This is a genomic window from Rhodococcus sp. NyZ502, assembly GCF_041464245.1.
GTDB classification, from domain to species: domain Bacteria; phylum Actinomycetota; class Actinomycetes; order Mycobacteriales; family Mycobacteriaceae; genus Rhodococcus_F; species Rhodococcus_F qingshengii.
Window position 1 is genome coordinate 4493683 of sequence record NZ_CP167155.1, and the last position, 25719, is coordinate 4519401.

Here is a 25719-nt window from a genome sequence, read left to right on the forward strand (position 1 = left end):
TCGTGATACAGCGAACACAGCTTAGACCGCGATCCATCTCTGCGCGGCAGGCGCGCCTGGTTAACCCTCCAATTGTGGATCGGCTTCCAGATTCGTCAGCCCATTCCAACACAAATTCACGAGGTGAGCGGCGACAACTTCCTTCGACGGAGTCCGTTCGTCGAGCCACCAAGTAGCCGTAGTGGACACCATGCCGACAAGCGCCTGTGCGTACATCGTTGCTAGTCCGGGGTCGAAACCGCGTCTGGAGAAGTCCCCCGCCAACAGGTAGCCCACCTGACTGATCGCGTCGTTGAGGAGGCTCGAATATGTCCCACTGGGCGCGACAACGGACGAATCGCGCACGAGTATCCGAAATCCGTCGGTGTGCTCTTCCACGTAGGTGAGCAAAGCCAACGCAACCCGCTCGACTCGAACTCTCGAGCGATTTTGTGAGAGCGAAGACGTGATCATCTCGAGGAGTCGCGACATCTCCCGGTCCACTACGACGGCGTACAGCCCCTCCTTGCCGCCGAAGTGCTCGTACACGACAGGCTTGGACACGTTCGCGCGCTGGGCGATCTCCTCGATCGAGGTCGCTTCGTATCCCCGTTCGGCGAACAATGCCCGCCCGATCTCGATCAGCTGTTGCCGACGTTGGGTACCGGTCATCCGGATCCGTGTCACTCGTTCGGGAACTGGATCCCCGCCACCCGAACCGGACACCGTCGCCATTGTCTTCCTCTCGCCGACACACAAATCACTGCTGTGGACGCTCAGCCTATCGGGACTTCAGGGGCCCGATCGGAGGAGCGGTTCGACCTACGGCGGGTCGGCATGCGATTATTCTCTCGCGCGTTCGGCCGCAAGGCTCGGCAATGCGTGGCAATCCGCCGTGGTGTAATGGCAGCACCTCTGATTTTGGTTCAGATAGTTCAGGTTCGAGTCCTGGCGGCGGAGCTGGTGAACAACATGCTTTCCCGAGCGGAATGTATGTCTTGATCGACAGTTTGATCGACAGAGGGAGCTCAAACCAGTGCAGACCGCCGTGATCGTTCTCGCAGCGGGTGCCGGTACACGAATGAAGTCGAAGACTCCCAAGGTCCTCCACACTCTCGCCGGACGCAGCATGCTGGCACATTCGCTTCACGCGGCAACCTCACTGAATCCCACGCACCTGGTGACCGTCGTCGGTCACGATCGTGAGCGTGTCACCGAAGCCGTGAACGCAGTCGCCGGGGAACTGGACCGTTCCGTCACCGTCGCTGTTCAGGACGAGCAGAAGGGCACCGGGCACGCTGTCAGTTGTGGGCTCGAGGGGTTGCCGGCCGACTTCTCCGGGACCGTACTCGTCACAGCCGCCGACGTGCCTCTGCTCGACGGAAAGACCATCGCAGACCTCCTCGCCCAGCACACGGCTGCTCCCGCGGCCGCGGTGACGGTGTTGACGTCGACGGCCGTCGACCCCACCGGCTACGGGCGAATCCTTCGTACGACGGACGGCGAGGTGAACGCCATAGTCGAGGAGAAGGAAGCCACCGATTCGCAGCGCTCGATCACCGAGGTCAATTCAGGGGTCTACGCCTTCGACTTCGAAACTCTCCGCGACGCGCTGGCGTCCCTCGACTCCAACAACGCACAACACGAGTTCTATCTCACCGATGTGATCATGATCGCCCGTCGCGCGGGCAAGCGTGTTCGTGCTCAGCACATCGCGGATTCGGTTCTCGTCGCGGGCGCCAACGATCGCGTGCAGCTCTCGACGCTCGCCCGCGAGATGAACCGTCGGATCCTCGAGAAGTGGATGCGTGCCGGCGTCACCGTCGTCGATCCTGCGAGCACATGGATAGATTGCGACGTGCACGTCGCACAGGACGTGACGCTCCTGCCCGGAGTTCAGTTGACCGGCACAACCTCGGTGGGCGAAGACGCCGTGATCGGCCCGGATACCACCTTGGACAACGTGACCGTCGGTGAGCGCGCAGTAGTCGTCCGCTCGCACGGGACCGACTCCGTTGTCGGCGCGGACGCGGCTGTGGGCCCCTTCGCCTATCTCCGGCCTGGTACCCGCCTCGGGGCACACGGCAAGATCGGCGCCTACGTGGAAACCAAGAACGCGGATATCGGCGAGCATTCGAAGATTCCGCATCTTACCTACGTCGGCGACGCCACCATCGGCCATCACAGCAATATCGGAGCTTCGAGCGTCTTCGTCAATTACGACGGGGTGAACAAGAGCCGTACTGTGGTGGGGTCGCATGTCCGAACAGGCTCCGACACCATGTTCGTCGCCCCTCTCGTCGTGGGAGACGGCGCATACACGGGTGCGGGCACGGTCTTGAAGAACGACGTACCGCCTGGGGCGCTCGCCGTCTCGGGTGGGGTGCAGCGCAACATCGAGGGCTGGGTCCAGAAGAATCGTCCCGGCACACCCGCGGCCGATGCCGCTGCAGCAGCTGCACAACCTGACGGCCCTGCAACAACCTGACAGCCCTACAACAACCTGACAGCCCTGCACAACAGACAGCACAGATCACCACCAGATCGACCGGCAAGTACAAAAGGACGGCATGAACCAGTGACTGCGAATTGGATCGACAACCAGAAGAACCTGATGTTGTTCTCGGGTCGCGCACATCCCGAGTTGGCGGAGCAGGTGGCGAAGGAACTCGATATCCGCGTCACCCCGCAGACCGCGCGCGACTTCGCGAACGGTGAGATCTTCGTTCGATTCGAAGAGTCGGTTCGCGGCTCCGATGCGTTCGTCCTGCAGAGTCATCCGGCACCGCTGAACACGTGGGTGATGGAGCAGCTCATCATGATCGACGCTCTCAAGCGTGGATCGGCAAAGCGCATCACCGCCGTTCTTCCGTTCTACCCGTACGCCCGCCAGGACAAGAAGCATCGCGGACGCGAGCCGATCTCCGCTCGCCTGATTGCCGACCTGCTCAAGACCGCCGGCGCCGATCGCATCATCACGGTCGACCTGCATACCGATCAGATCCAGGGCTTTTTCGACGGCCCCGTCGATCACATGCACGCACACAGCCAGTTGGCCAACCACATTCGCGCGGGCTACAACCTCGAGAACATCACGGTGGTGTCCCCCGACTCGGGCCGCGTTCGTGTCGCCGAGAAGTGGGCCGACTCGCTCGGCGGAGCACCGCTGGCATTCATTCACAAGACGCGCGACCCGTTGGTACCCAACCAGGTCAAGTCCAACCGCGTCGTCGGTGAGGTCGAAGGTCGCACCTGCATCCTGATCGACGACATGATCGACACCGGCGGAACCATCGCCGGCGCGGTCAAGGTGCTCAAGGAGGCCGGTGCAGGTGACGTCGTCATCGCTGCAACCCACGGCGTCCTCTCCGACCCTGCGGCCGAGCGTCTGTCGACGTGTGGCGCGAAGGAAGTTGTTGTCACCAACACACTTCCGATCGACGAGTCGAAGAAGTTCCCGACGCTGACGGTGCTGTCCATCGCACCGCTGCTCGCTCGCACCATCAAGGAAGTTTTCGAGAACGGTTCTGTGACTTCGCTGTTCAACGGCAGCGCCTAGTCTCACGCCGCACTACGGGCGCGTACCTGTGACTTCACGGTCACCGGTACGCGCCCGTCGTCGTCTTCGTGAACCTCTCAGAAACAGACCACCCGGTCATCATGAAACCACCTGTGGGACACACGAATACCACCGAATGCGACGATTGACATGATCTTGATCACGCTCCCGTCGAGAAACCCAGGTCGATGTTGGGGCGGTGTTCACCGCGCCGCAATCTTCGCCTAGTGTGGCTCGTCGTGATCGACGCGCAAACCCTGGAATCCCGGCCCGAATCTCATTCCCTGAATTCATCAGTTCCGACGATCCGGCGGTGGCGCCCAGGATCTTGTGTCTGGTGCGGAGACGACAACTCCGTGGACATGTTCCGCAACGAACCCCGCTGCGGAAAATGCCGTGAAAACGAAGGCATCATCGACGACGCCAAGCGCTTCCTCGGCATGTACGGTCTGCGCCCGCTCGGCGGCACGCTGCAGTCCGACGACGACGAAGAGCGCGAGTACCGCGTCAACGCACGCGAGGCACGCCGAGTCCTGAACGAGATCCGTATGGACGTCCTTCCTGATGCGGCCGCTGTTCGCAAGGCAATTCGGCCCCGCGCCGCAACGGTTGTCGCCGACACGTCACCCGCACGCGCTTCCCGCCCCGCCAGCACGGGCACAGCGACGCGCGTTGCCGCTCCGGTCAAGACCGACACCGTGGACATCGACACGCTCCAGACGCGCGTCCTAGGGCTTCTCGATCAGCTCGGTTCGATCGACGAGCAGATCAAGGTCGCCGAACTCGCACAAGGGTTGCCGGCTCGCGCACGACTGAGCGATCTGAACAAGCAGAAGGCCACGGTTCTTCGCACGCTGGCCGCTCTCGAGAAGGCCCGCATCGCCGCCTCCAACTAATTCCCCTCGCGTCCGTCCCACGGCCCCGTCTCACTTGCGAGACGGGGCCGTTCTGTTTGAGCAGGTACCTTTACGAATCGTGAATGACATCACCATCACTTTCGTCGTGCTTGCACTGGTCGTGGCGCTGTTCGTGATCGGCCGAATCCCGGTCGGCATCATCGCGATCGGCACTGCCCTGGCGCTGTACGCCACCGGTGTGATCACGATGGAGCAGGCGCTCGCCGGATTCGGCGATCCCACGGTGGTGTTCATCGCCGCGCTTTTTGTCGTCAGCGAAGCCCTCGACGCCACCGGTGTCACCACGTGGGCGGGCGAGAAACTGCTGGCGAAAGTCGGCGAATCCCGAGTCCGTCTCGTGAGTGCGATCATGTTGCTGGTTGCCGCGTTGACCGCATTGATCAGCGTCAACGGGGCCGTAGCCGCGTTGGTACCGATGGTGGTCGTCTTGGCGGTACGTCTCGGTAAATCGACGTCACAACTGCTTCTGCCGTTGGCATTTGCCGCCCATGCCGGATCGATGCTCACCTTGACCGGAACACCGGTCAACATCATCGTTTCCGAAGCCGCCGAGGAATCCGGGGCCGGTGCTTTCGGGTTCTTCAGTTTCACCTTGGTCGGTGCGCCGCTCGTATTGGGAACGATTGCGATCGCCGTACTTCTCGGTCCTCACGTCCTCCCCCATCGTGCGGGGACGTCGATGTCGCCTGACCTGAGCCGGCATGCCAAGACCCTCGCGAAGCAGTATCAGCTCATGGGAAAGGATGCGCCGTCCGCAGAGCCCTTGATCACCAAGCACGACGGCGTGGTCGAAGTGATCATCCCGCCGCGCTCGGAAATGATCGGCGACAGGGCTTTTCCGGGCATGGTGACCGACAGTGGAGATCTGGTGATACTCGCAGTCCAGCGCGCCGGTGAGGACTGCGGCCCCAAGGGCGTCAAGTTGGCGGCCGGTGACACGCTTCTCCTGCAAGGAAGCTGGGACGATCTCGACACCCACACCGCCGTCGATCCGAACGTCCTCGTGGTCGACGCGCCTGCCCAGATCCGTAAGCAGGCAGCCCCGTTGGGAACCCGCGCGGTCATCGCTCTCGTCGTCGTTGCGGCGATGGTAGTGATGCTGACGTTCGGATTGGTGCCGTCCGCGATAGCCGGACTCCTCGCGGCATGTGCGATGGTGCTGCTACGAGTCATCAGCGTCGAGCAGGCGCATCGGTCCATCTCGTGGACCACGTTGATTCTCGTCGGCGGAATGATCCCGCTGTCGACCGCAATCCAGCAGACCGGCGCGGCCGAAAAGCTCGCGCATGCGTTTGTCGACGTCGTCGGTGGGGCAAGCCCGTATGTCGTCGTCGCTGGACTCTTCGTCGTGACGGCGACTCTGGGCCAGCTGATCAGCAACACTGCAACCGCGTTGATCATCACGCCGATCGCGATCTCGGTCGCCATCGAACTCGACATCTCGGTGCTGCCCCTTCTGATGACGGTCACCGTCGCTGCCGCGGCCTCCTTCCTGACGCCTGTAGCCACTCCCGCGAACATGATGGTGATGGGCCCTGGTGGTTACGAGTTCGGCGACTACTGGAAGCTCGGACTCCCGATGTTGTTGTGGTTCCTGATAGTTGCAACGGTGTTGATCCCAGTGATCTGGAGTTTCTGATGTGCTCACCGAAGGTCTTGTCGGAGGTCTACGAATCGATAGGACGCGAAGGCAGGAAGATCAGCCGTCGATCGATGTTCGCGGCGCTGGGCACCGGTGCCCTCGGCGCGACCGTCATGGCCGGCGCTGTACAGCCCACTGCGTCGGCAACGCCATCGGGTCGGACCATCGTCGATCTGACCCACGTACTGACGCCGGAGTTCCCGGTGTGGCCGGGCGCGCGCTCGTTCGAGATGAGGAACCTGGCGAAGATCGCCGACGCCGCCGGATCTCTGGGCTCGCTCGGCTCCGCCGGGTCAGGTGGAAACTTCTACCTCAACGAACTCCGCCTCGAAGAACACACTGGTACTCACATCGACGCTCCCGCACACGCCAGTGCGGACGGAATCACCGTCGAGAAGATTCCCGTCGCCGACCTCGTCGTGCCGATTGCGGTCGTCGACATCAGTGCCCGAGCCTCCGTCGACCCCGACACACTGCTCACCCGCCAGGACATCCTCGATTGGGAGTCCCTCCACGGGACCATCGCTCCCCGCAGCCTGGTTGCGATGAACTCGGGTTGGGATACCCGGGCCGGTGCCGGTGGCGCCTTCACGAATCGAGATGCACTCGGCGTGCAACACACACCGGGATTCAACCCCGAGGCGATCGACTTTCTCGTCCGCGAGCGCAACATCGTCGCCGTGGGCTCGGACACCCTCAGCATCGACGCGGGCCGAAGCACCACCCACGGGGCTCACCGAAGCGCTTTGGGCTCAGGAAAGTACGCAGTCGAAGCCCTCGCAAATCTGTCCGCACTTCCGGCCGTCGGCGCCACGGTGATGGTGGGAGCGCCGACGCATGCGGGTGGTTCGGGTGGTCCGTGCCGGGTCATCGCCTGGTACTGAAGATCAGGGCGTAGGCGTCACCCGCAGCACCTTGTCGCCGGCGCCGTTGTCGGTGGTCACCAGGAGCGAGCCGTCGGGCGTCGGGGTCACCGACCGCAAGCGACCGAACTGGTTCTCCAACCCGAAGGTCTGCGCGTCGACCGAGCGTCCGTCGGCACTCAGGCGGAGGAAGATCAGTTCCTTGCTCTTGAGGCCACCCATTACGAGCGCACCGTCCCAGGCACCCCATGCAGCTCCACCGGTGAAGGCAGCGCTGGCGGTAGCCAACGTCGAGCTACCCGAACGCCACACCGCCGCAATCGCTCCCGGCACTCGCACGGGATCGGTCATCGGCACGGATTCGTCGTACGTTCCGGGAAGCCGATCCGGGCGGTAGCCGTAATTTCCGCCGGGGGTAAGCAGGTTGACTTCGTCGTCGACGCTTGTGCCCTGTTCAACCGAGTACACCCGGCCGGTTCCGGGTTGCACGGCCAAGCCTTGGACGTTGCGGTGCCCGAGCGTGTAGACCGGGCTGGAAGCATTCGGATTCCCCGCCGCCGGAGTTCCGTCGGCGTTGATGTGCAAGACCTTGCCGCCCAGCGAATTCGGATCCTGGGGGACGCTCGGCGTCGCGGTGTCACCCGTCCCGACGAACAGCGTTCCGTCCTGCGCCGCAAGAATTCGGCAACCCCCGTGACGCCCGGACGAGACCGGGATTCCTGGCAATACAGTTCCGGTTCGCGTGAGTGCGGTCCATCCGGCGTCGACGGTCCACGCGATCACTCGAACGTCCGTGACTCCCCCAGCGCTGAATCCCTGGCAGGTGTAGAGGGTGCGCGACTGAGCGAAGTCGCGGGCAAGCGCGATACCCATGAGGCCGGTTTCGGACTGCGCGTAGAGATCCGAAAGGTCAGCAGCGACTGGACCTGTCGTGTTGTCGCCTCGGCGAACGAAGAATCCGCCGGATCGTTGTCCGGTCAGGATTGCACCGTCCGGGGCCGCCACCACGTCCCAGGGGTGGTCGAGTCCGTCGACCAGTGTGGTGACCGACAACTGCGGGAGGGTGTCCTCGATGGGTATGTCCGGGTCGTCGCTCCCCAACGATCCGGTGCTTCCGTTGCCGAAACTGCCGGGGTCGAAGGGGAATGGTTGAGCCACGCTCTGCGTTACCGGCATCACCAGTACTGCAGTCAGGGCCACGGTCAATGCGGCGAGCTTCGGATGACGCACGCGTTCTCCTCGGGTCGGAAACCGTTCTGCGCCTCACTATAAACAGACAAACACCATTTTTCGGGCCCTCTCGCTATACCCGCAGGCCACAGGAGAAACGAAACCCCTTCAGAAGTCGGCAAACTCCGGCAAAGCGTTCGCCAGTGGGGATGCGTTACGTCTTGATGCAGATCGTGCCTTCCGCCAGCCGGGCACACTCCAGTCCAGGAGGTATTCGAGATCCGCTTCCACTCCCCTGTCCCGAAGTCCGAAACGTCGTTCCAGCGCATCGTCGTCCGTCAAGTGCAGTCTCGCCGCGTCGGGCACTCTCAGTTCGGGGTCACAGAATGGGCCTACGGGCGCGGTAACCGTTCGTCGTCCTGACGGATCTTTCCACTCCAGAAGACCACCTCCGATTTGCTTCACTGTCCACCTGCCAAACGTCTTCAGTCGGTGATGTTTTCGACACAGACAGGCCAAGTTCCGTTCTGCAGTAGGCCCTCCCTGAGCGGGGTTGCCGTGATCGAACGGCACCGTGTGATCGATATCGCAACTATCAGAACGCACAACACAATTCGGAAAGCGGCACGTACCGTCTCGCGTCCTTACAATCGTCACCAACGCCGCGGACGGCTGGTACGTGGATTCACCGCGCCGCGAACCACTGTTCCTTCGCGAGCGATTATCCCTTGCCGCAGCGGGCAATATCTCCGGTGAGCGCATCGACCGACCTACGCCGAGCACCGGTCCGGCTGCCCCCGCAGTCGAACAATGTTGCACCTCGGACGGTGCAAGGGTGAGGACTCTCTGCCACGTGGCGTCCGCGGCGATCGCGCGCGCAAGGTCGGCATCGATGTGGCCGTACCCCTGCAAATAGCCTGGCAGGTCGTCGAATCCGAGCAGGGTGGAAGCGTTGACACCCACAAGAATTGTCGCAATCGGGAGCGCGGAGGTCTTCGTATCATCCCTACGGGTGCAATCGCCGTCGCACTGACAATCCAACGACGTCTTTCCTTCCGCCAATGCGATCAGTGCATCGGCACGCCGTTGCCCGAAAGTTCTCGGATCGGAACCACAGACCTGCATCGACATCGCACGGAGCCTCGTGGCCAAAGTCTGAGCGCCGACCGCTGGAAGCATTCCGTCCAGAGTCGACATACCGTCGTGCGACGCGCACGTCCGAACGTCCCGATCCGCCTCCGCACGAACTCGCCTGGCACGCACCCCATCAGGGTCGTGCCGAGCAATGAGACCTCGTGCGCGCGCCTTCAACTTGTTACCGGTTACACGGCAGGCACCGTCCACGAGGAGTCGCTCGATGTCATCGAGCGCGTGCTCGGAGACGTTGGCGAGAGCTTCGGACAGTGCCATCGCTTTGGCCAGATCGATGTCACCGCAAGCAAAAGCGGCCGCCACCCGCGGAAGTCGCCAGCGCAGGTCACATCCCAGTGCAATCATTTTCTGCGCGGCGTACTCCGTAATGCTCAGTATCGACGCGATCTCCACGTGCGCGAATTGACCCCGAAAAGCCTCATTGACTCCAACCGCGGCATCCTCCTCACAACGGTCCAAGTACAGCGCAGTGACCGCGTCGATCTCGAGGAAGTGGGCGCGCGCGATTTCCGCATGCTGCCGAAACAGCGCGTCCGCGGAAGTCTTCGATTCGAACATATGAGCGATTCTACGGGCGCCCACCGACAAGTTTTTGCGAAATCCCGGGGTATTCACCGATACCTTTTGCGCTCCGATGTCACTACGTTCAATCGCATGACTCAGCATCCGACACGAGATCAACCGTACTTCGGCATAGCGATATTCGAGTTGGGGAAGAATGACGGGGTCGGGTGCTTCCACCGAGAGGACTGTTATCTCATCTGGGCTGGCGACCCCGCTGAGGCGCAGTCAAAATTCGAGCGCAAGGCCGGCGAGCAGGAGTATCCGCTCGGCGCGAGCGATGACCAGTCCTATGTAAAACTCGCGCATCTCGTGGATCTTGCGCCGGTGTCGGACGCTGTCCATACTGGCACCGCAGATCTCTACTCTCGACACTTCTCAAATATTGCCGCCTACAGAACTTTTGAGACACTTCTAGGGGGAGACAGCATCCTCTGACAAGCGCCCACTTCACGCCCGCTGCGCACACAACAGCGCAAAGCGCTGATCCCGATCCGTCCACACCTTCCGCACCCCGAAGCCCGCGGACGCGAGTTCCGCGGCAATCCCCTCCTCGGTGAACTTCGCCGAGATCTCGGTGCGCAGCTGCTCGCCCGCTGCGAAGGTGATCTCCAGATCCAGGTCGTCGATGTGCACCGAGACTTCACGAAGTGCTTCCAGGCGCATCTCGATCCACTCGTTCTCGCCATCCCAGAGCGCGACGTGACGGAAGTCCTCCAAGGGAAAGTTCGCTCCCAGTTGCTTGTTCAGGACCGAGAGAACATTGAGATTGAACTGAGCAGTCACACCGGCAGCGTCGTCGTAGGCGGGCACGAGGACTGCGGGATCGATCACCAATCCCACGCCCAGGATCAGGTTCTCACCGGGATCGAGCACCGCTGCAATGCCCGAGAGGAACTCGGCGCGTTCTGCCGGAACGAGATTGCCGAGAGTTCCACCGAGAAACGCGACCGCCCGCCGTCCACCACCTGGCAGATGATGCAGCGAACCGGTGAAGTCACTGACCACCCCGACCACATCGATGCCGGGGAATTCGGCACCGACTTGCTGCGCCGCACCTTCGAGGGCCGTCACCGAAACATCCTGTGGTACATACGTTCGCAGAGTCCCGCGAGCCGTCATCGCGTCGAGGAGCAACCGCGTCTTCTCAGAGGAACCTGAACCCAGTTCGATCAGGATCTCGGGTTCGGTCAACGCCGCGATCTCGTCGGCGTACCGAGCGAGCAGGCCGCGTTCGGTACGGGTGGGGTAATACTCGGGTAAGGCCGTGATCTCCTCGAACAGTTCACTTCCACGCGCGTCGTAGAACCATTTGGGCGAGAGCCACTTCGGCGTAGCGGTCAAGCCCTCCCTGGCCTCGGCTCGCAATGCGTCGACCGATTCGGCCGGTGTCAGATAAACCTCGAGCGTAGGGGTTTTCATTGTTCTCCCATCGGTATCGGGGTGATGATCAAATGGCCGGGACGCGCGCAGACGATGTGCCGGTCCGGCACCTGCTCCCAGTCCGGTGAACGATCGGACGGTTCGGAAACGATCAGTGCCCGCGACTCGTCGACCCGCGTGTACAACGTGTGGCCCCACGCCGTGGCCCACAGTTCCTGCCCGTCGCCGAACAGGAGGTTCAATCGTGAATCCGGTGCCGCCGCAGCCACATCGTGAACGAGGCTCGTCACGGCGGCTTCCGCGGGCTTCGACTTCAACCGATGCCGAAGCACTGTCCACAACAAGGCAGCATCCGTCGGCGCGGGCATCTTCAGCAATTCGACGGCCGGAACTTCTGCTGCCAAGTCGGCGAGTGAGCCAGGCCAACCGGATACCGCTCCGTTGTGGCTGAAAGCGTAGGTTCCGTCGACGAACGGTGCGCAGGCACCGATCTCGACGGCCATCCCCTCCGTCGCGGAACGTACGGCGGCGAGAACGGATCCGGAAATGATGTGGGACAACGTCTCGTCGACTGTCGGGTCCGACCAGATCGGCGAGATACTGCGGTACCGTCCCTGCCTTCCACCGTTCCACCACACCGCGCCGAATCCGTCGGCATTGATGGTCCCGCCGCCACGCATCTCGCGAGGTGCCCACGACTGTCGCATCAGTGAGTTCTCGCCGTCGTGGAGGAGTTCACGAACCGAACGCGGCGGCCCGAGATAGCCGAGGTGCCGACACATGTCAGGATCTACCCGAAATCGTTCTGGCGCAGCGAAAACCCGAGAAGATCTGGCGCCTGATCGGGTGGTCCCAGTTGCGGAACGTCCCCCGGCAGGCAACCCTGTCGGTCCCGAACGATCCCCCTCGCAACACTTTGTAGTCGCCGCCGAAGAACACCTCCGAATACTCCCGATACGGGAAGGCCCGGAAACCCGGATACGGATGGAAACCCGAAGACGTCCACTCCCACACGTCACCGATCAACTGCTCGACACCCGCTGCCGACGCACCCGCCGGGTACGAGCCGACGCCGGCGGGACCGAGATGGCGCTGACCGAGATTGGCATGATTCTCGTCTGCGGACACGTCCCCCCACGGGAATCGTCGCGATCTTCCGGATTCCGGATCCCACCGCGCGGCCTTTTCCCATTCCGCCTCGGTGGGAAGCCGTTTGCCTGCCCAACTCGCGTAGGCCTCGGCTTCGTAGAAGCTCACATGCACGACGGGCTTGTCCGGTGGGACCGGCGCCTCGACGCCGAAAGTCTCGTGCCACCAACCCGAACTGTCGCGTTCCCAGAACAGCGGTGCACGGAGTTTCGCGTCGACGCGATGCCGCCAACCGTCACGGGACCACAGTTCCGGTCGGGAATAGCCGCCGTCCTCGATGAATTCGACGAACTGCCCATTGGTGACCGGGAATCTGTCGATCGCGAAGTCGGTGAGATAGACCTGATGCGCCGTGCGCTCATTGTCGAGTGCCCACGGTTCGTCGTCGGTCCCCATGACGAAGGGGCCGGCCGCGATGGTGACCTCGTCGAGTTCCGGCATGCGGGCCGCTTGCGGAGCGGGAGTCGCAACGAGTGCCGTGGGCCCCGAACGCAATTGGTGGGTCGCGAGCATGGTCTCGGCGTGTTGCTGCTCGTGCTGCGCGATCATCCCGAAGGCAAAACCGTCCATGTCGAGTTCTGTGCGTCCGAAGGTGCTGGCTTCGAGCACATCCCAGACCTTCCCGCGAACCGTACGTACGTATTCGCGCGCCTCGGCCGGGTTGAGCAGGGGAAGTGTGGGTCTCGACGATCTCGAATGCTTGAACGCGTCGTACAGCTCGTCTATGTCGCTACGCACCGGATCGCGGCCACCGACATCTCGCACCAGCCAGAGTTCCTCTTGATTGCCGATATGCGCCAGGTCCCACACGAGTGGACTCATCAACGGGGAATGCTGAGCGACCAATTCGGTATCGTCGACGCAGTCGGTGAGCAGCGTCGACCGTTCACGCGCTCGCAGAAGTACGGCCTCGACCGCTTCCTTGGTGATCTCCCCCCTCATGTGTCGCTCTCACCGGGCACAATTGCGCGACAACACCGTTCGGCTGCGGCATCGAGAAGACGGACGAACTGCGGCTCCGGCGCGTACGACGCGGCAAGCGACATCAGAGAGGTTGCCGCCGAACGCAGTTCGACGTCGTCCAAACCGAACTCTGCCGCATCCCGCCATCTCCCGGCCGTCGACGCTGCGGCATCACTCGCCTCACGCATCACGGCAGGCCCGGACAGCAACGCGTCGATCGCTGCTACCGGTACTCGCCACAGATCTCCCGGCTGCGCATCGATGTAGCGAACCTCCAGATGGCCGACAGCGCGAACCGGCGGGAACAGCGTGGACAGGTGATAGTCCAAGTCCGCCCAGACGGGTCGGCGTCCGATCTCGGCATCCACAGCGCCGTCTATCCAGTCCCCGAAAGTGGCACCCCGCGGAGCCGTCCAATCGTCGCCCTCGTTTCGCACACACATCAGCGGAACATCGAGCGCCCAGCCGGCGTAGTCCTGCACTTCCGGGACTGCGACCGTTCGCCAGGAATCGAGTTCGAGCCACGTCCGCATGCGTTGGGACGCCCAATCCCCTCTCGGAACCCCTTGCAAGCGTGGAGAACACGCAAACGCAGCGATGAGCGCCGGCCCCATGTCCCCGAGGAGCCGCCAACGCTGGGCAATGGACTCCGGGCTGCCGCCGGCATCGACACTGACCTGCACTGCTGCTGTATTGCACATCATCAAGGTGCCGTACGGTCCTATCCCGGCGAAGCGGGATTCCATTGCGCAATAACGTGGCAACCGGAGAATCCGGGAAGGTGGTCGGGCGACGTCGGCCGCGGCAGAACTGATTTCGATGGAGTACGACGCGAGGAGTGTTTCGAGAGTACGACGGTCTTCGTCGAGACAGTCACACAGTTCTCGGGCGGACGTCCGCGGCGCTGACGAGAGTTCGATCTGTCCGCCAGGTTCTACGGTGACGAGGCTGCCACGAGGAAGCGGAACCGCTGGTGAATCCGGGTCGATACTGGTGGGCGCATATCGCCCGAGTGCCTTTGCCAGAGTCGCTGCTGACGGCCGCTCCCCACCGGGAACCTGGCTGGTCAGCCACTCGAGCTCAGCTCCGACCAAACGGGGTGGCCCCTGTTTGAAGCACACACCACCGACGTAGGCCTCGGCCGCAGGACGTGAATCCACCTGCGTGGTCTGTGCTGCTGTCAACGCTGCTGTCACCATTCGACTTCCCCTTCGGGCGGTCTTCGCGGTCGCTACCGACGATAGAACGCCAACGTCCGAGATGCACCCTTTGTGGTGTTACGTGTCGTTGAATTTCTTCAGTCGTATCCACCGGTACCCACAACCGGCCAGAACCACACCTGCGCCGGAAACAACCGCGATCCACGGAAGTGTGACCACCAGAACGACACAACCAGCCGCGCCGACCGCTTGCAGCCACTTCGGATACATCCGGTCCACGCCGCGTTGGCTGTACGCACTCACGTTCGCGACGAAGTAGTAGAGCAGCACTCCGAACGACGAAAAGCCGATCACCCCACGAAGATCGGTTGTCGAGACCAAGGCGATCACAACGGCACCGACCACAAGTTCCGCATGGTGAGGGACCCCGAACCGTGGATGGACTGCAGCGAGGGCCACTGGCAGATCGCGCTCGCGGGCCATCGCCATCGCCGTACGACTCACGCCGGCGATCAGAGCCAGCAGCGCCCCCGCCGACGCCGCCGTGGCACCGATCACCACTACGGGAACGGCCCAACTCCAACCGACTGCGCCCACCGCATCTGCCAGTGGTCGCGCCGAATTCGCCAGCCGATCAGGTCCCAGCGTCACCAACAGCACCACCGCTACCAGCGCATAGAGGATGACGGCGACGGTGAGTGCGATCAGGATCGCCCGCGGAATCGTTCGACGCGGATCACGCACTTCCTCCCCCAGCGTCGCGATCCTGGCGTACCCGGCGAAGGCAAAGAACATCAGTCCCGCCGATTGCAGAACGCCGTACCACGACCCGAATGCGAGATCCGGGAGCTCGCGCACTGCACCAGGACCGACGACGGCAACCACCAGCGCTACACACAGCGCCGTCGTCGACACGGCGACGATCACCCTGGCCATGTGCGCCGTCCGCGTGACTCCGCGGTAGTTGACTGCAACCAGCGCTGCCACCACCAATACCGCGACGGGGACACGCCAGGCCGTAGGCGCAACATACGTCGCGAAAGTCAGAGCCATTGCCGCGCAGCTCGCGGTCTTCCCGATCACGAACGACCAGCCGGCGGCAAACCCCCACCAGGGTCCGAGCTGCTCACGTCCGTAGACGTAGGTCCCACCTGAAGTGGGGTATCTGGCCGCAAGCTGCGCCGACGACGTCGCGTTGCAGAATGCGATGAACGCTGCAATCGCCAGGCCCACAAGCAACCCGGTACCGGCTACTGCGGCAGCGGGCGCGAACACCACGAAGACTCCGGCGCCGATCATCGCGCCGAGGCCGATCACTACGGCATCGGACGTGCCCAGTCTTCGCTCCATCGGGACAGCTTCGTTCACAGGTAGTTTGAACCACACCGACATGAACGGAAGGTGCCATGTTCGATCTCGACACGATCCGCCGCGACACTCCCGGATGCCTTGACAAGGTGTTCCTCGACAGCGCGGGATCCTCGCTCCCGCCCGAGCCGGTGCTGACCACGATGATCGAGCACCTGAGACGTGAAGCCGACGTCGGCGGATACGTCGCAGCTGCTCGTCAGAGCGGCGCCCTCGCTGCTGTTCCCCATTCGCTGGCCCGGGTCATCGGTGCTCAGGCAACCGATATCGCTTTGACGGACAGCGCGACCCGCGCGTGGAACGACTTCTTCGCCTCGGTTTCGCTCGGACCTGGTGATCGAATCCTCATCAGCGGAGTCGAATACGCGAGCAACGCCATCGCTGCACTGGGGCGGGCGCGTTCGACCGGTGCCCACGTCGAGATCATCCCGAGCGATCAGTACGGACGCATCGACCTCGACGCACTCGAGAACATGCTCGACGATCGGGTTCGCGTCGTCTCCGTCGTCCACGTCCCCACCAACGGCGGCCTGATCAACCCCGTCCGCGAGGTCGTCGAACTCGCGAGGGCCCACGGCTCGCTCGTTCTACTCGACGCATGCCAGTCCGTCGGCCAATTGCCCATCGACGTCACCGAACTCGGCGTCGACGCCCTCAGCGCAACCGGCCGCAAGTGGCTCCGCGGGCCACGCGGAACCGGATTCCTGTACGTCCGCCCCGGACTCGTCGACGCACTCGAACCCGCTGCGATGGACCTGCACGGAGCGGAATGGACCAGCGAGAACAGCTTCGTACCCGCACCGGACGCAACACGATTCGAGCTCTGGGAAACGAGTGTCGCTGCGCGCCTGGGTCTCGGCGTCGCCGCCGACTATCTGCTCTCGATCGGCACCGACACGGCGTGGGAGCAGATCGAATCCCGAGCAGTCACGCTGAGGGAAGGTCTGGCAGCGATTTCCGGAGTCGAAGTCCGCGATCGAGGAACCCAACTGAGCGGCATCGTTTCCTTCACCGTCGACGGTATCCCCGAGCACTTGGTGCGGGATCAGCTTGCAGCACAGAACATCACCGTTACCGTCAGTGGTCGCGGGTCCACCCTCCTCGACATGGATGCCCGCGGGCTCGATGCCGTGGTTCGCGCATCGCCGCACTACTTCGTCGACGAAGCCGACCTGGACACATTTCTGGGCGCGGTCAGGGGATTACAAACCTCCCGTTGACCGGGACCATGCCTGATCTGTGGAAGTCGAAACTGCAACTGTGGGGTGATCAGCAGTTTCGCCTTCCGAGAGGACTATTCGCATGGCCGACCCCACCGTCAGACCGATCTCCGCTGCCGACATCACCACCTGGGACTACGAGGCCGACGTCGTCGTCGCGGGATACGGCATCGCCGGCGTCACCGCTGCGATCGAAGCAGCGCGTGCCGGCGCCGAGGTGCTCGTCCTGGAGCGGACGGGCGGTTGGGGCGGAGCCGCGTCACTGGCTGGTGGATTCATCTACCTGGGCGGTGGAACGCCGTTGCAGAAGGCGTGCGGGTTCGAGGACTCGGTCGAGAACATGAAGACGTTCATGAAGGCAGCGCTCGGCCCCGGAACCGACGATACGAAGATCGACGCGTACTGCGAGGGCAGCGTCGATCACTACAACTGGCTCGTCGACGCCGGGGTCCCGTTCAAGGAATCGTTCTGGGGTCAGCCCGGCTGGGAACCGCCGTACGACGACGGCCTCATGTACTCGGGAGGCGAGAACGCCGCGCCGTTCAACACCCTCGTCGATCCCGCGCCCCGCGGACACGTTCCGCAGATGTCCGAGAAGAACACCGGCGAGAAGGGCGGCGGCTACATGCTGATGAAGCCACTCGTCGAGACGGCCGAGAAGCTCGGTGTCCGAGCAGAATACGATCTGCGCGTCCAAACTCTGGTGGTAGACGGCGATCGGGTTGTCGGCGTCGTCGCCAAGCGTTACGGCAAGGACGTCGCGATTCGCGCACGCAAGGGCGTCGTGCTGGCGATGGGCAGCTTCGCGTACAACAACGAGATGGTGCGCTCGAACGCACCGCGTATCTTCGGCCACCCGGCGGCCTCCATCGAGGCGCACGACGGCCGCGCAATCCAGATCGGTCAGGCACTCGGCGCCGACACCGCACACATGGACGCCACCGAGGTCGCGTTCTTCTGCGACCCGCAGTTGATGGTGCGCGGCATTCTTGTCAACGGCCGCGGTCAGCGATACATCCCCGAGGACACCTACCCCGGCCGCATCGGCCAGGCAACGCTGTTCCAGCAGGACAACCAGGCATTCCTCGTGATCGACGAAGCTGCGTACGAGGAAGGCATGAATGCCGAATCGTCCAGTGCACAGTTGCGGGCGCAGCCGAGCTGGGTGGCGGAGACCGTCGAGGAACTCGAAGGCGAGATGGGATTGCCCGCCGGATCGCTGCAATCCACCGTCGACCTCTACAACCGGCACGCGGCTGAAGGTTCGGATCCGGTGCTCGGCAAGAAGTCCGAGTGGGTGAAGCCGATCGTCGGCCCGTTCGCGGCAATCGATCTCCGTGGCCGCACAGGCGGATTCACGCTGGGAGGATTGAAGACCACCGTCGAATCCGAGGTTCTGCACGTCTCGGGTGCGCCGATCCCCGGACTCTTCGCAGCGGGTCGCTGCACGTCCGGTGTCTGTGCGGGCGGTTACGCCAGCGGGACAAGTCTCGGCGACGGCAGCTTCTTCGGACGTCGTGCCGGAATCAGCGCGGCGCGCTAGATCACCACAACTCGCACACCGTCGGCAAAGCGGTACGGCTGAGTCTGCAGGACCGCGCCGAGGTGTTTCCTCAGTCTGGACACCTCGGCGCGCACTGCCACGACATGCTCGCGATCACCGAAGAGCACTTCGCTCAGGCCTGCGGCATCCACACCTGCCGAACCGACGGCTGCCAGTGCCCGCAAGATCTGGGCGTGACGCGGCGAAAGCGCGCGCGTCCAGTTGGCGTCACCACGCACCGTCACCTGCGGCGATGCGCCGAGGGCCAGCTCCAGCTCGATCAACGGCCCGCCGACGCCGGTGCGCAACAGCCAGCCGTCTCCGAGCGGCTCAGGCAGACACATCCCCAGACCTGGCACGATGACGGGCTTTCCCGCACTGGGTGCTGCCACGCGGTCGGGCGCGGCAATCCCGCTGGCGCCGGCCACCCAGCCGTACTCGTCGACCACCAATGCCGGACCTGTTCCTGCCGCGAACAGCGGTGCCGCCCGCGAGCGCAGGCGCTCGAGCGAAGCCGCGTGCTCGCGCCACAGCGTCGCCTCCGCGAGGCGAACCGCGGTGCGCACCAGCGCGACGGTGGTGGGATGCACCGAAGCTGCGGATCCACTGATGTCCACCACGCCCAGGATCTCGCCCGTCCGTGGGTCGTGCACGGGCGAGCCGGTACACGACCAATTGTGATGCGTGGGCGCATAGTGCTCGGCCGAGAAGAGTTGCACCGCAGAGTCTTCGATCAGCGCGGTACCTATCGCGTTGGTCCCCACCGACTGCTCCGACCAGCGTGCGCCTTCCGCGAACCCGAGAGCGTCCGCCGCACGTTTGACGGTCTTCGCCCCTTCGCGCCAGAGCAGGACACCGTCGGCGTCGGCAACGACCACGATGAAGCCCGCGTCCTCGGCGACCTCGGTGAGCGTGGTTCGCAGTTCGGGCAGAACGCTTCGCAGCGCGGTACGCGAACGCCTCGCCTCCAACTCGGAGAAATCGGCGACAGTAGACGCACCGCAGTGATCCGGCGTGAGCCCGCCGGCGGCCACCCTCGACCACGACCGCGCCACGACGGTCCGCGGCTGCGCCGGTGGTTCCTGCCCGGAGAGAACTGCGTCGTGCACCCGACTGAGTAGGCGAGCATGCTGCGACAGGTCGGTACCCGGCACGACGGCACCGAGCCGACTGCCTTCGGGAGCGTTCCCCACGGTGGTCACTCCGTCAGGCTACCGCTTTCGATGTGACGCGAACCACGTCCACACGGCCAGGTCCCCACCACCTGCGATTAGCGGCCGGGAGCAAACTCCGGTAACGTATCCAAAGTTGTCTCGGCGAGGGTGAATCGCAGCAGTTCCACACGTTGCAGGTTTACCGTGATCGACGCGGCTACGGCTCAGCTCGAGCGTTTCGCTCCTGGCCGTGTGCGCGCCTGTCCGCCTTGCCGCAGGCAAAACCACACGTCAGTAAACCGAGCACGAACCCCGTGAGTTGTAGGAGCCGTTTCATCATGTCTGAAGAAAACAACCTCGTCGCCGTCGTCCGCACCGAATTCGGCAAGGGCGCAGCTCGCCGCGCACGTCGTGACGGCCAGGTCCCCACGGTTCTGTACGGCCACGGTGAAGATCCCCGCCACCTCAATGTGCCGGCTCGCGACTTCGCCGCCATCCTCCGTGCACACGGCACCAACGCCATCCTCACCCTCGACATCGAGGGCACGGAGCAGGTTGCACTGACCAAGTCGGTCGTCGTGCACCCCATCCGCAACTACATCGAGCACGCCGACCTCCTCGTCATCAAGAAGGGCGAGAAGGTCACGATCGACGTGAACGTCATCGTCGTCGGCGATGCTGCTGCAGGCACGATGGTCGCGCAGGACGCATCCACGATCTCCATCGAGGCCGACGCGCTTCACATCCCCGAGCAGATCGAGGTTTCGGTCGAGGGTCTCGAGATCGGCACCCAGATCCTGGCCAGCCAGCTCGAACTGCCCAAGGGCTCGACCCTGCAGGCTGACGCCGACACCCTGATCGTCAACGTCGTTGCTGCACCCACCGAGGCAGACCTCGAAGAGGGCGCAGAAGCTCCCGCCGCCGACGAGGCTGCAGAAGAGGCCTGATCCTCTCGGTTCCAACAGAACTCACTGCGCGCGGCGCGTCATTCCGATTCGGAGTGACGCGCCGTTCGTGCGTAGCAGGAAAAATCAAGCCAGAAAGTAGCGTCCGTTGAGCACAGATACCGCCCTCGTCATCGGCCTGGGTAATCCCGGCCCCCAGTACGAGAAGACCCGGCACAACGTCGGCTTCATGGTCGCCGGCACCCTTGCCGGGCGCATGGGCGGAAAGTTCAACGTACACAAGAAGAGTGGTGCCGAAATCGTCGAAGGTCGCCTCGCCGGCCGGCGCGTGATTCTCGGAAAACCACGCTCGTACATGAATCTCTCGGGTGGCGCTGTCGCCGGTCTCGCGCGGTTCTTCTCGGTCGACGCCGCGAACATCATCGTCGTCCACGACGAACTGGATCTCGATTTCGGGACGATCAGACTCAAACTCGGCGGCGGCGAAGGCGGCCACAACGGCCTGCGGTCCATTTCGAGTTCGTTGACCACCAAGGACTACCTGCGCACGCGCGTCGGGATCGGTCGTCCGCCGGGCCGCATGGACCCGGCGGACTACGTTCTCAAGCCGTTCTCGTCCACGGAGCGAAAAGAACTCGATCTCGTATGCGAAGAGGCTGCGGATGCAGTGGAGCTACTGCTCGAACTCGGGTTGGAAGCCGCACAGAACCGCCTGCACTGACGGTCAGTTACCCAGCAGTGCAGCCGAATTCGCGCGGCGGAGCTTCCCCGACGACGTCTTCGGGATACTGCCGGGACCCAGGACCGCAACGGCGCGAGGTCGGACACCGACGTCGGCAACCACGGCGTGGACCACTTCGCGTTCGATACGCTTGACCTCTTCCGGATCTTCGAAAGCGTTGGTCTCGACGGCGACTGCAAAGCTCTCACGCTTCTGGCCGGCGTCGAGACGAATCGCGACGGCATTTCCGGGACGCACACCGGCAACGGTTCCGGCCGCCCGCTCGATGTCTGTGGGGTACACGTTCCGGCCGCCCATGATGATGACGTCCTTGACTCGCCCGCACACCACGACCAGTCCTTCTTCGGTGAAGTACCCGACGTCACCGGTGTCGAGCCAACCGTCGGCGTCCTGGGCCGGCTTGTGTCCGTCGACCGTGACGTATCCGGGGGTGACTGCCTTGCCGCGAACCTCGATGATTCCGACACCGCGGGCCGGAAGCACCTGACCGTCACGGTCGACGATGCGTCCCTCGAGGTCAGGCACCATCTTGCCGAGTGTGGCGAGGGCACGAGCGTTGGGGCGATTGGACGGCACCGCTCGAGACATCGATTCGAGAAAGTCTGGATCGACGTAGTCGAGGACCTGACCTTGATCGGGATCCGGAATCGACACGGCGAGCGTGGTTTCCGCCATTCCGTACACGGGCGCCAGCGCAGTCGGGTTCAAACCGAAACGCGCACCTGCCTCGGCGAGTGCATCCATCGTGTCGGGATCCACCGGCTCGGCGCCGTTCCACATGTATCGGACGCTGGACAGGTCGACTGCCCCGTCTTCCGCCTGTGCGAGTCGACGAGCCAAGAGCGAGTACGCGAAGTTCGGTGCGGCGGTGACGGTTCCGCCGTACTTGCCCATCAGCTCGGCCCACAGCACCGGGGTGCGCAGGAAATCCATCGGCGTGATGCTGATGACCTCTGCGCCCACCTGCATCGGGACCGTGAGAAAACCGACCATGCCCATGTCGTGGAAGAGCGGAAGCCAGCTCACCATCACGTCGTCTTCGATGGAGAACTTGATGCGGTTGATCATGGCGTAGGCATTTGTGTAGAAGTTCTCGTGCGTGATCTGCACGGCCTTGGGCGAACCGGTGGAACCGGACGTCAACTGCTGGAGTGCGATATCCGATTCGGCCGTCTCCACGGGATCGATCGACGTTCCGCTGCGAAGCTCGTCCACCGTCACGACGGTGATGCCACGCTCTTCGAGGAGCGGCTTGGCCGCGTCGAAGGGCGCACCCAGAATGACGGCTTTCGCGGAGATCATGTCGATCACAGTCTCGGTGTCCTGAGCCCAGACGCCCAGATCCGTTCGGGGGGTCGGCTGATGCAGCATCGTCACCGACGCACCGCGCATCCACGTCGCCTGGCAGGCAGGTGCGATGTCGACGGGCTGTCCGGCGAGAATGCCGATCGCGACGCCGCGATCGATACCGACCTCGGCCAGGCCGCCGGCCATGCGCCGAGCCTCCTGGTGGATGTCGCCCCAGGTCTGACGGAAAGCGTTGTCCGGCTCTCCCGTCACCAGGCCGCGGTCGGTGACTGCGGCGGTCGCATACATCTCTTCGGTGAACTTGCTCAACGCAACTCCTCGGTCAGTGTCACTCTTCGATCAGTGCAACTCTTCGCAGGACACAAATGGCTGTGTGTTCGAACACACACATACATGGATAATCAGCGATCGTTCGCCGAGTGTTACGCCGCAGTGGCTATTGCATGGTGGTCTGCGAGTATCCTTTCTCTGTTGTGCTGCCGCACTCTCCACCTGTCCGCGCACCGGCACGTCGCCGGCACCGACGCCCACTTCGAGAGGTTCTTCGTTGACTACCCCGTCCGACTCGACCGTCCCTTCCGACTCGACTGTCCAGTCCGACACCGAAGGCCCCGATTCAACCGAGAGCGGGTCGGTCGCGGTCACGACGACGACCAAGGGCCTGTCCGCCGAGGCAGAGCGTCGCCGCACCTTCGCCGTCATCTCGCATCCCGACGCCGGAAAGTCGACGCTGACCGAAGCGCTGGCACTGCACGCGAAGAAGATCTCGGAGGCAGGAGCCGTCCACGGCAAGGCAGGCCGCAAGTCGACGGTCTCGGACTGGATGGAGATGGAGAAGGCCCGCGGCATTTCCGTCAGTTCCACCGCACTGCAGTTCAACTACCACTCGTCCGAGACCCCGGACGAGCAGATCAACGTCATCAACCTCGTCGACACCCCCGGTCACTCCGACTTCTCCGAGGACACGTACCGCGTCCTGACCGCCGTCGACGCGGCGGTCATGCTCATCGACGCTGCCAAGGGCCTCGAACCGCAGACTCTCAAGCTGTTTCAGGTGTGTCGTCACCGCGGCATTCCGGTCATCACCGTCATCAACAAGTGGGACCGTCCCGGTCAGACTCCTCTCGAACTGCTCGACGAGATCAGCGAACGGATAGGCCTCACACCCACCCCCCTGTACTGGCCGGTCGGCATCGCCGGCGACTTCCGCGGACTGCTGCGGCGCGGTGAAGACGGTGAGGCTCGCGAGTACGTCCGCTTCACCCGTACCGCAGGCGGCGCGAAGATCGCCCCCGAAGAGGTCATGGACGCCGACGCGGCGCTCGCCAAGGAAGGCTCCGAGTGGGAGACCGCGGCCGAGGAGAGTGAACTGCTCTCCGCTACCGGCCAGGACCACGATCAGGAGATGTTCCTCGCCGGTCAGACTTCCCCGGTGATCTTCGCGTCCGCGATGCTCAACTTCGGCGTCCGCCAGATCCTCGACACCCTCGTCGAATTGGCGCCGCCGCCGCGTGGGCGCGAAGACCTCAGCGGCAAGCCGCGCGAGGTCACCGATCCGTTCAGTGCGGTCGTCTTCAAGGTGCAGGCCGGTATGGACACCGCGCACCGCGACCGTCTGGCGTTCATGCGCATCGTCTCCGGCGTGTTCGAGCGCGGCATGGTTGTCACACACGCCCAAACCGGCAAGCCCTTCACGACCAAGTACGCCCAGACGGTATTCGGACGTGAACGTTCCACCGTCGAATCCGCGTTCCCCGGCGACGTCGTCGGCCTCGTCAACGCCACCGCACTCGCACCCGGCCACACGCTGTACACCGAGAAGAAGGTGGAGTTCCCGCCGATCCCGTCGTTCGCGCCGGAACACTTCTCGATCCTGCGCGCCGAAAGCGCCGGCAAGTACAAGCAGTTCCGCCGTGCTGTCGACCAACTCGATTCCGAGGGCGTCGTCCAGATTCTCCGCAACGACATCCGCGGCGACGCCTCCCCCGTCATGGCGGCCGTCGGCCCGATGCAGTTCGAGGTCGTCGCAGCACGCATGAAGGCCGAGTTCAACGTCGAGGCCAAGATGGAACCGCTCGGCTACGCATTGGCTCGCCGTACCGACGCCGCGTCCGAGGTCGAACTGAACCGTCAACGAGGTGTGGAGGTCTTCACCCGTTCCGACGGTGTTCTGCTCGCCCTGGTCAGTGACAAGTGGCGCCTGCAGTACATCCAGAAGGAACTCCCGGATCTGACGCTCGAACCCCTCGTCGCTGCTGCGGACTGATGAGCCTGATCGAGGCGCTGTTCGACGCCGAACTGCACATCGGCAGCGCCACGATTCTCTGGCGAGAGATCATCGGAAACGCGTTCGGAATCGGCTCCGCGATCGCGGGCGCGCGACGCTCGGTATGGGCGTGGCCCGTCGGTATAGCCGGAAATGCCTTGTTGTTCACGGTGTTCATGGGCGCACTTTTCCACACGCCGCAAGAGCTCAATCTCTACGGCCAGGCCGGCCGTCAGTTGTTGTTCATCACCGTCAGCGTCTACGGGTGGACTCAGTGGCGACGCGGGGCACGCGACTCCGGTCGCGCAGTCCTGCCCCATTGGGCGACAACTCGCGAGCGCGTCGCCATGATCGCCGTCATGACCAGCGGCACAATCGCTTTCGCCTGGATCTTCGACCTCCTCGGCTCGTACGGAGCGTGGGCAGAGGCCTGGATCTTCACCGGCTCCATCCTCGCGTCATACGGCATGGCGCGCGGCTGGACCGAATTCTGGCTCATCTGGATCGGCGTCGACGCCGTTGGTGTTCCCCTTCTTTTCCGAGCCGGCTATTACCCTTCGGCGATCCTCTATCTGGTCTATGCATTCTTCGTCCTGTGGGGCTTCGCAATGTGGCTGCGCATTCAACGCCGAACTCCACAAGGGGTGTGACCGTAAACCAACTCCTGGTATGTTTGCGTCGATTAAGCAAACCGGCGGTCTGTTTACGGGCATCA

Annotated in this window: 21 protein-coding genes and 1 tRNA gene; 12 read left to right on the top strand and 10 right to left on the bottom strand. The window is 63.6% G+C overall.

Features of this window, described 5'->3' with window-relative positions:
- Positions 1-60 precede the first annotated feature (60 nt).
- Positions 61-714: a TetR/AcrR family transcriptional regulator gene (locus ACBG85_RS20510; protein WP_003946303.1), complete on the bottom strand. Its 654-nt coding sequence runs from the start codon at positions 712-714 to the stop codon at positions 61-63.
- A gap of 154 nt (positions 715-868) precedes the next feature.
- Here ACBG85_RS20510 and ACBG85_RS20515 point away from each other — a divergent pair.
- The 6 genes from ACBG85_RS20515 (at position 869) to ACBG85_RS20540 (ending at position 6981) form a co-directional block, all read left to right on the top strand.
- A tRNA-Gln gene (locus ACBG85_RS20515) sits at positions 869-939 on the top strand.
- Positions 940-1015: 76 nt separating this feature from the next.
- Positions 1016-2467 carry a bifunctional UDP-N-acetylglucosamine diphosphorylase/glucosamine-1-phosphate N-acetyltransferase GlmU gene (gene glmU, locus ACBG85_RS20520; RefSeq protein ID WP_076948394.1) on the top strand — a complete coding sequence of 484 codons (1452 nt, stop codon included), beginning with the start codon at positions 1016-1018 and terminating at the stop codon, positions 2465-2467.
- Positions 2468-2557: 90 nt separating this feature from the next.
- Complete coding sequence (locus ACBG85_RS20525) at positions 2558-3538, top strand: ribose-phosphate diphosphokinase (protein WP_003946284.1); 981 nt, start codon at positions 2558-2560, stop codon at positions 3536-3538.
- A 239-nt stretch (positions 3539-3777) separates the two neighbouring features.
- The gene (locus ACBG85_RS20530) at positions 3778-4434 is read left to right on the top strand and encodes a hypothetical protein (RefSeq protein ID WP_030536285.1); all 657 of its coding nucleotides are present in this window, start codon (positions 3778-3780) and stop codon (positions 4432-4434) included.
- A 79-nt stretch (positions 4435-4513) separates the two neighbouring features.
- On the top strand, positions 4514-6094 hold the full coding sequence (locus ACBG85_RS20535) for an SLC13 family permease (protein ID WP_372024594.1): 1581 nt from the start codon (positions 4514-4516) through the stop codon (positions 6092-6094).
- Positions 6094-6981, top strand: a complete 888-nt coding sequence (locus ACBG85_RS20540) for a cyclase family protein (RefSeq protein WP_081558201.1) — start codon at positions 6094-6096, stop codon at positions 6979-6981. The genes ACBG85_RS20535 and ACBG85_RS20540 overlap by 1 nt, the downstream gene beginning before the upstream one ends.
- Before the next feature lie 3 nt (positions 6982-6984).
- Here the strand turns inward: ACBG85_RS20540 and ACBG85_RS20545 are convergent, their stop codons facing one another.
- From ACBG85_RS20545 to ACBG85_RS20575, 7 genes are all read right to left on the bottom strand, one after another.
- On the bottom strand, positions 6985-8190 hold the full coding sequence (locus tag ACBG85_RS20545) for a sorbosone dehydrogenase family protein (protein WP_047270295.1): 1206 nt from the start codon (positions 8188-8190) through the stop codon (positions 6985-6987).
- Between the two features lie 108 nt (positions 8191-8298).
- Positions 8299-9948, bottom strand: a complete 1650-nt coding sequence (locus ACBG85_RS20550) for a DUF222 domain-containing protein (RefSeq protein ID WP_372027889.1) — start codon at positions 9946-9948, stop codon at positions 8299-8301.
- A 345-nt stretch (positions 9949-10293) separates the two neighbouring features.
- Entirely contained in the window at positions 10294-11265 is a 972-nt protein-coding gene (gene egtD, locus ACBG85_RS20555) for an L-histidine N(alpha)-methyltransferase (RefSeq protein ID WP_209447833.1), read from the bottom strand.
- The gene (gene egtC, locus ACBG85_RS20560) at positions 11262-12008 is read right to left on the bottom strand and encodes an ergothioneine biosynthesis protein EgtC (protein ID WP_030536290.1); all 747 of its coding nucleotides are present in this window, start codon (positions 12006-12008) and stop codon (positions 11262-11264) included. Before egtC ends, egtD begins: the two co-directional genes overlap by 4 nt.
- A gap of 1 nt (position 12009) precedes the next feature.
- Positions 12010-13317 (bottom strand): ergothioneine biosynthesis protein EgtB, encoded by a 1308-nt coding sequence (gene egtB / locus ACBG85_RS20565; RefSeq protein ID WP_372024598.1) that lies wholly within the window; start codon positions 13315-13317, stop codon positions 12010-12012.
- On the bottom strand, positions 13314-14537 hold the full coding sequence (gene egtA / locus ACBG85_RS20570; RefSeq protein ID WP_372024600.1) for an ergothioneine biosynthesis glutamate--cysteine ligase EgtA: 1224 nt from the start codon (positions 14535-14537) through the stop codon (positions 13314-13316). The genes egtB and egtA overlap by 4 nt, the downstream gene beginning before the upstream one ends.
- A 78-nt stretch (positions 14538-14615) precedes the next feature.
- Positions 14616-15890 (bottom strand): APC family permease, encoded by a 1275-nt coding sequence (locus tag ACBG85_RS20575; protein ID WP_372024602.1) that lies wholly within the window; start codon positions 15888-15890, stop codon positions 14616-14618.
- 14 nt (positions 15891-15904) lie between these two features.
- Between ACBG85_RS20575 and ACBG85_RS20580 the strand changes: the two genes are divergently transcribed.
- Together ACBG85_RS20580 and ACBG85_RS20585 are read left to right on the top strand one after the other, a co-directional pair.
- Entirely contained in the window at positions 15905-17086 is a 1182-nt protein-coding gene (locus ACBG85_RS20580; protein ID WP_372024603.1) for an aminotransferase class V-fold PLP-dependent enzyme, read from the top strand.
- A gap of 82 nt (positions 17087-17168) precedes the next feature.
- Positions 17169-18629: an FAD-dependent oxidoreductase gene (locus ACBG85_RS20585; protein WP_372024606.1), complete on the top strand. Its 1461-nt coding sequence runs from the start codon at positions 17169-17171 to the stop codon at positions 18627-18629.
- Here ACBG85_RS20585 and ACBG85_RS20590 read toward each other — a convergent pair.
- Positions 18626-19831: a GAF domain-containing protein gene (locus ACBG85_RS20590; protein ID WP_285183494.1), complete on the bottom strand. Its 1206-nt coding sequence runs from the start codon at positions 19829-19831 to the stop codon at positions 18626-18628. The genes ACBG85_RS20585 and ACBG85_RS20590 overlap by 4 nt on opposite strands.
- Before the next feature lie 290 nt (positions 19832-20121).
- Between ACBG85_RS20590 and ACBG85_RS20595 the strand changes: the two genes are divergently transcribed.
- On the top strand, positions 20122-20730 hold the full coding sequence (locus ACBG85_RS20595) for a 50S ribosomal protein L25/general stress protein Ctc (protein WP_003946242.1): 609 nt from the start codon (positions 20122-20124) through the stop codon (positions 20728-20730).
- Between the two features lie 106 nt (positions 20731-20836).
- Complete coding sequence (gene pth / locus ACBG85_RS20600; RefSeq protein WP_003946229.1) at positions 20837-21409, top strand: aminoacyl-tRNA hydrolase; 573 nt, start codon at positions 20837-20839, stop codon at positions 21407-21409.
- 3 nt (positions 21410-21412) lie between these two features.
- Here pth and ACBG85_RS20605 read toward each other — a convergent pair whose 3' ends face one another.
- A complete protein-coding gene (locus ACBG85_RS20605; protein ID WP_007728923.1) occupies positions 21413-23047 on the bottom strand; it encodes a fatty acyl-AMP ligase in 1635 nt (544 codons plus the stop codon).
- Between the two features lie 352 nt (positions 23048-23399).
- Between ACBG85_RS20605 and ACBG85_RS20610 the strand changes: the two genes are divergently transcribed.
- Together ACBG85_RS20610 and pnuC are read left to right on the top strand one after the other, a co-directional pair.
- On the top strand, positions 23400-25004 hold the full coding sequence (locus tag ACBG85_RS20610) for a peptide chain release factor 3 (RefSeq protein ID WP_135000451.1): 1605 nt from the start codon (positions 23400-23402) through the stop codon (positions 25002-25004).
- Positions 25004-25654: a nicotinamide riboside transporter PnuC gene (pnuC, locus tag ACBG85_RS20615; protein ID WP_372024610.1), complete on the top strand. Its 651-nt coding sequence runs from the start codon at positions 25004-25006 to the stop codon at positions 25652-25654. The genes ACBG85_RS20610 and pnuC overlap by 1 nt, the downstream gene beginning before the upstream one ends.
- Positions 25655-25719: the final 65 nt, after the last annotated feature.

What these genes read in the sequence shown, in the direction of transcription:
- ACBG85_RS20510 (WP_003946303.1), bottom strand. Translation starts at nt 714, where the DNA reads ATGGCGACGGTGTCCGGTTCGGGTGGCGGGGATCCAGTTCCCGAACGA.
- ACBG85_RS20540 (WP_081558201.1), top strand. Translation starts at nt 6,094, where the DNA reads ATGTGCTCACCGAAGGTCTTGTCGGAGGTCTACGAATCGATAGGACGC.
- ACBG85_RS20550 (WP_372027889.1), bottom strand. Translation starts at nt 9,948, where the DNA reads ATGCTGAGTCATGCGATTGAACGTAGTGACATCGGAGCGCAAAAGGTA.
- egtD (WP_209447833.1), bottom strand. Translation starts at nt 11,265, where the DNA reads ATGAAAACCCCTACGCTCGAGGTTTATCTGACACCGGCCGAATCGGTC.
- egtC (WP_030536290.1), bottom strand. Translation starts at nt 12,008, where the DNA reads ATGTGTCGGCACCTCGGCTATCTCGGGCCGCCGCGTTCGGTTCGTGAA.
- egtB (WP_372024598.1), bottom strand. Translation starts at nt 13,317, where the DNA reads ATGAGGGGGGAGATCACCAAGGAAGCGGTCGAGGCCGTACTTCTGCGA.
- egtA (WP_372024600.1), bottom strand. Translation starts at nt 14,537, where the DNA reads ATGGTGACAGCAGCGTTGACAGCAGCACAGACCACGCAGGTGGATTCA.
- ACBG85_RS20575 (WP_372024602.1), bottom strand. Translation starts at nt 15,890, where the DNA reads ATGTCGGTGTGGTTCAAACTACCTGTGAACGAAGCTGTCCCGATGGAG.
- ACBG85_RS20580 (WP_372024603.1), top strand. Translation starts at nt 15,905, where the DNA reads ATGTTCGATCTCGACACGATCCGCCGCGACACTCCCGGATGCCTTGAC.
- ACBG85_RS20585 (WP_372024606.1), top strand. Translation starts at nt 17,169, where the DNA reads ATGGCCGACCCCACCGTCAGACCGATCTCCGCTGCCGACATCACCACC.
- ACBG85_RS20595 (WP_003946242.1), top strand. Translation starts at nt 20,122, where the DNA reads ATGTCTGAAGAAAACAACCTCGTCGCCGTCGTCCGCACCGAATTCGGC.
- pnuC (WP_372024610.1), top strand. Translation starts at nt 25,004, where the DNA reads ATGAGCCTGATCGAGGCGCTGTTCGACGCCGAACTGCACATCGGCAGC.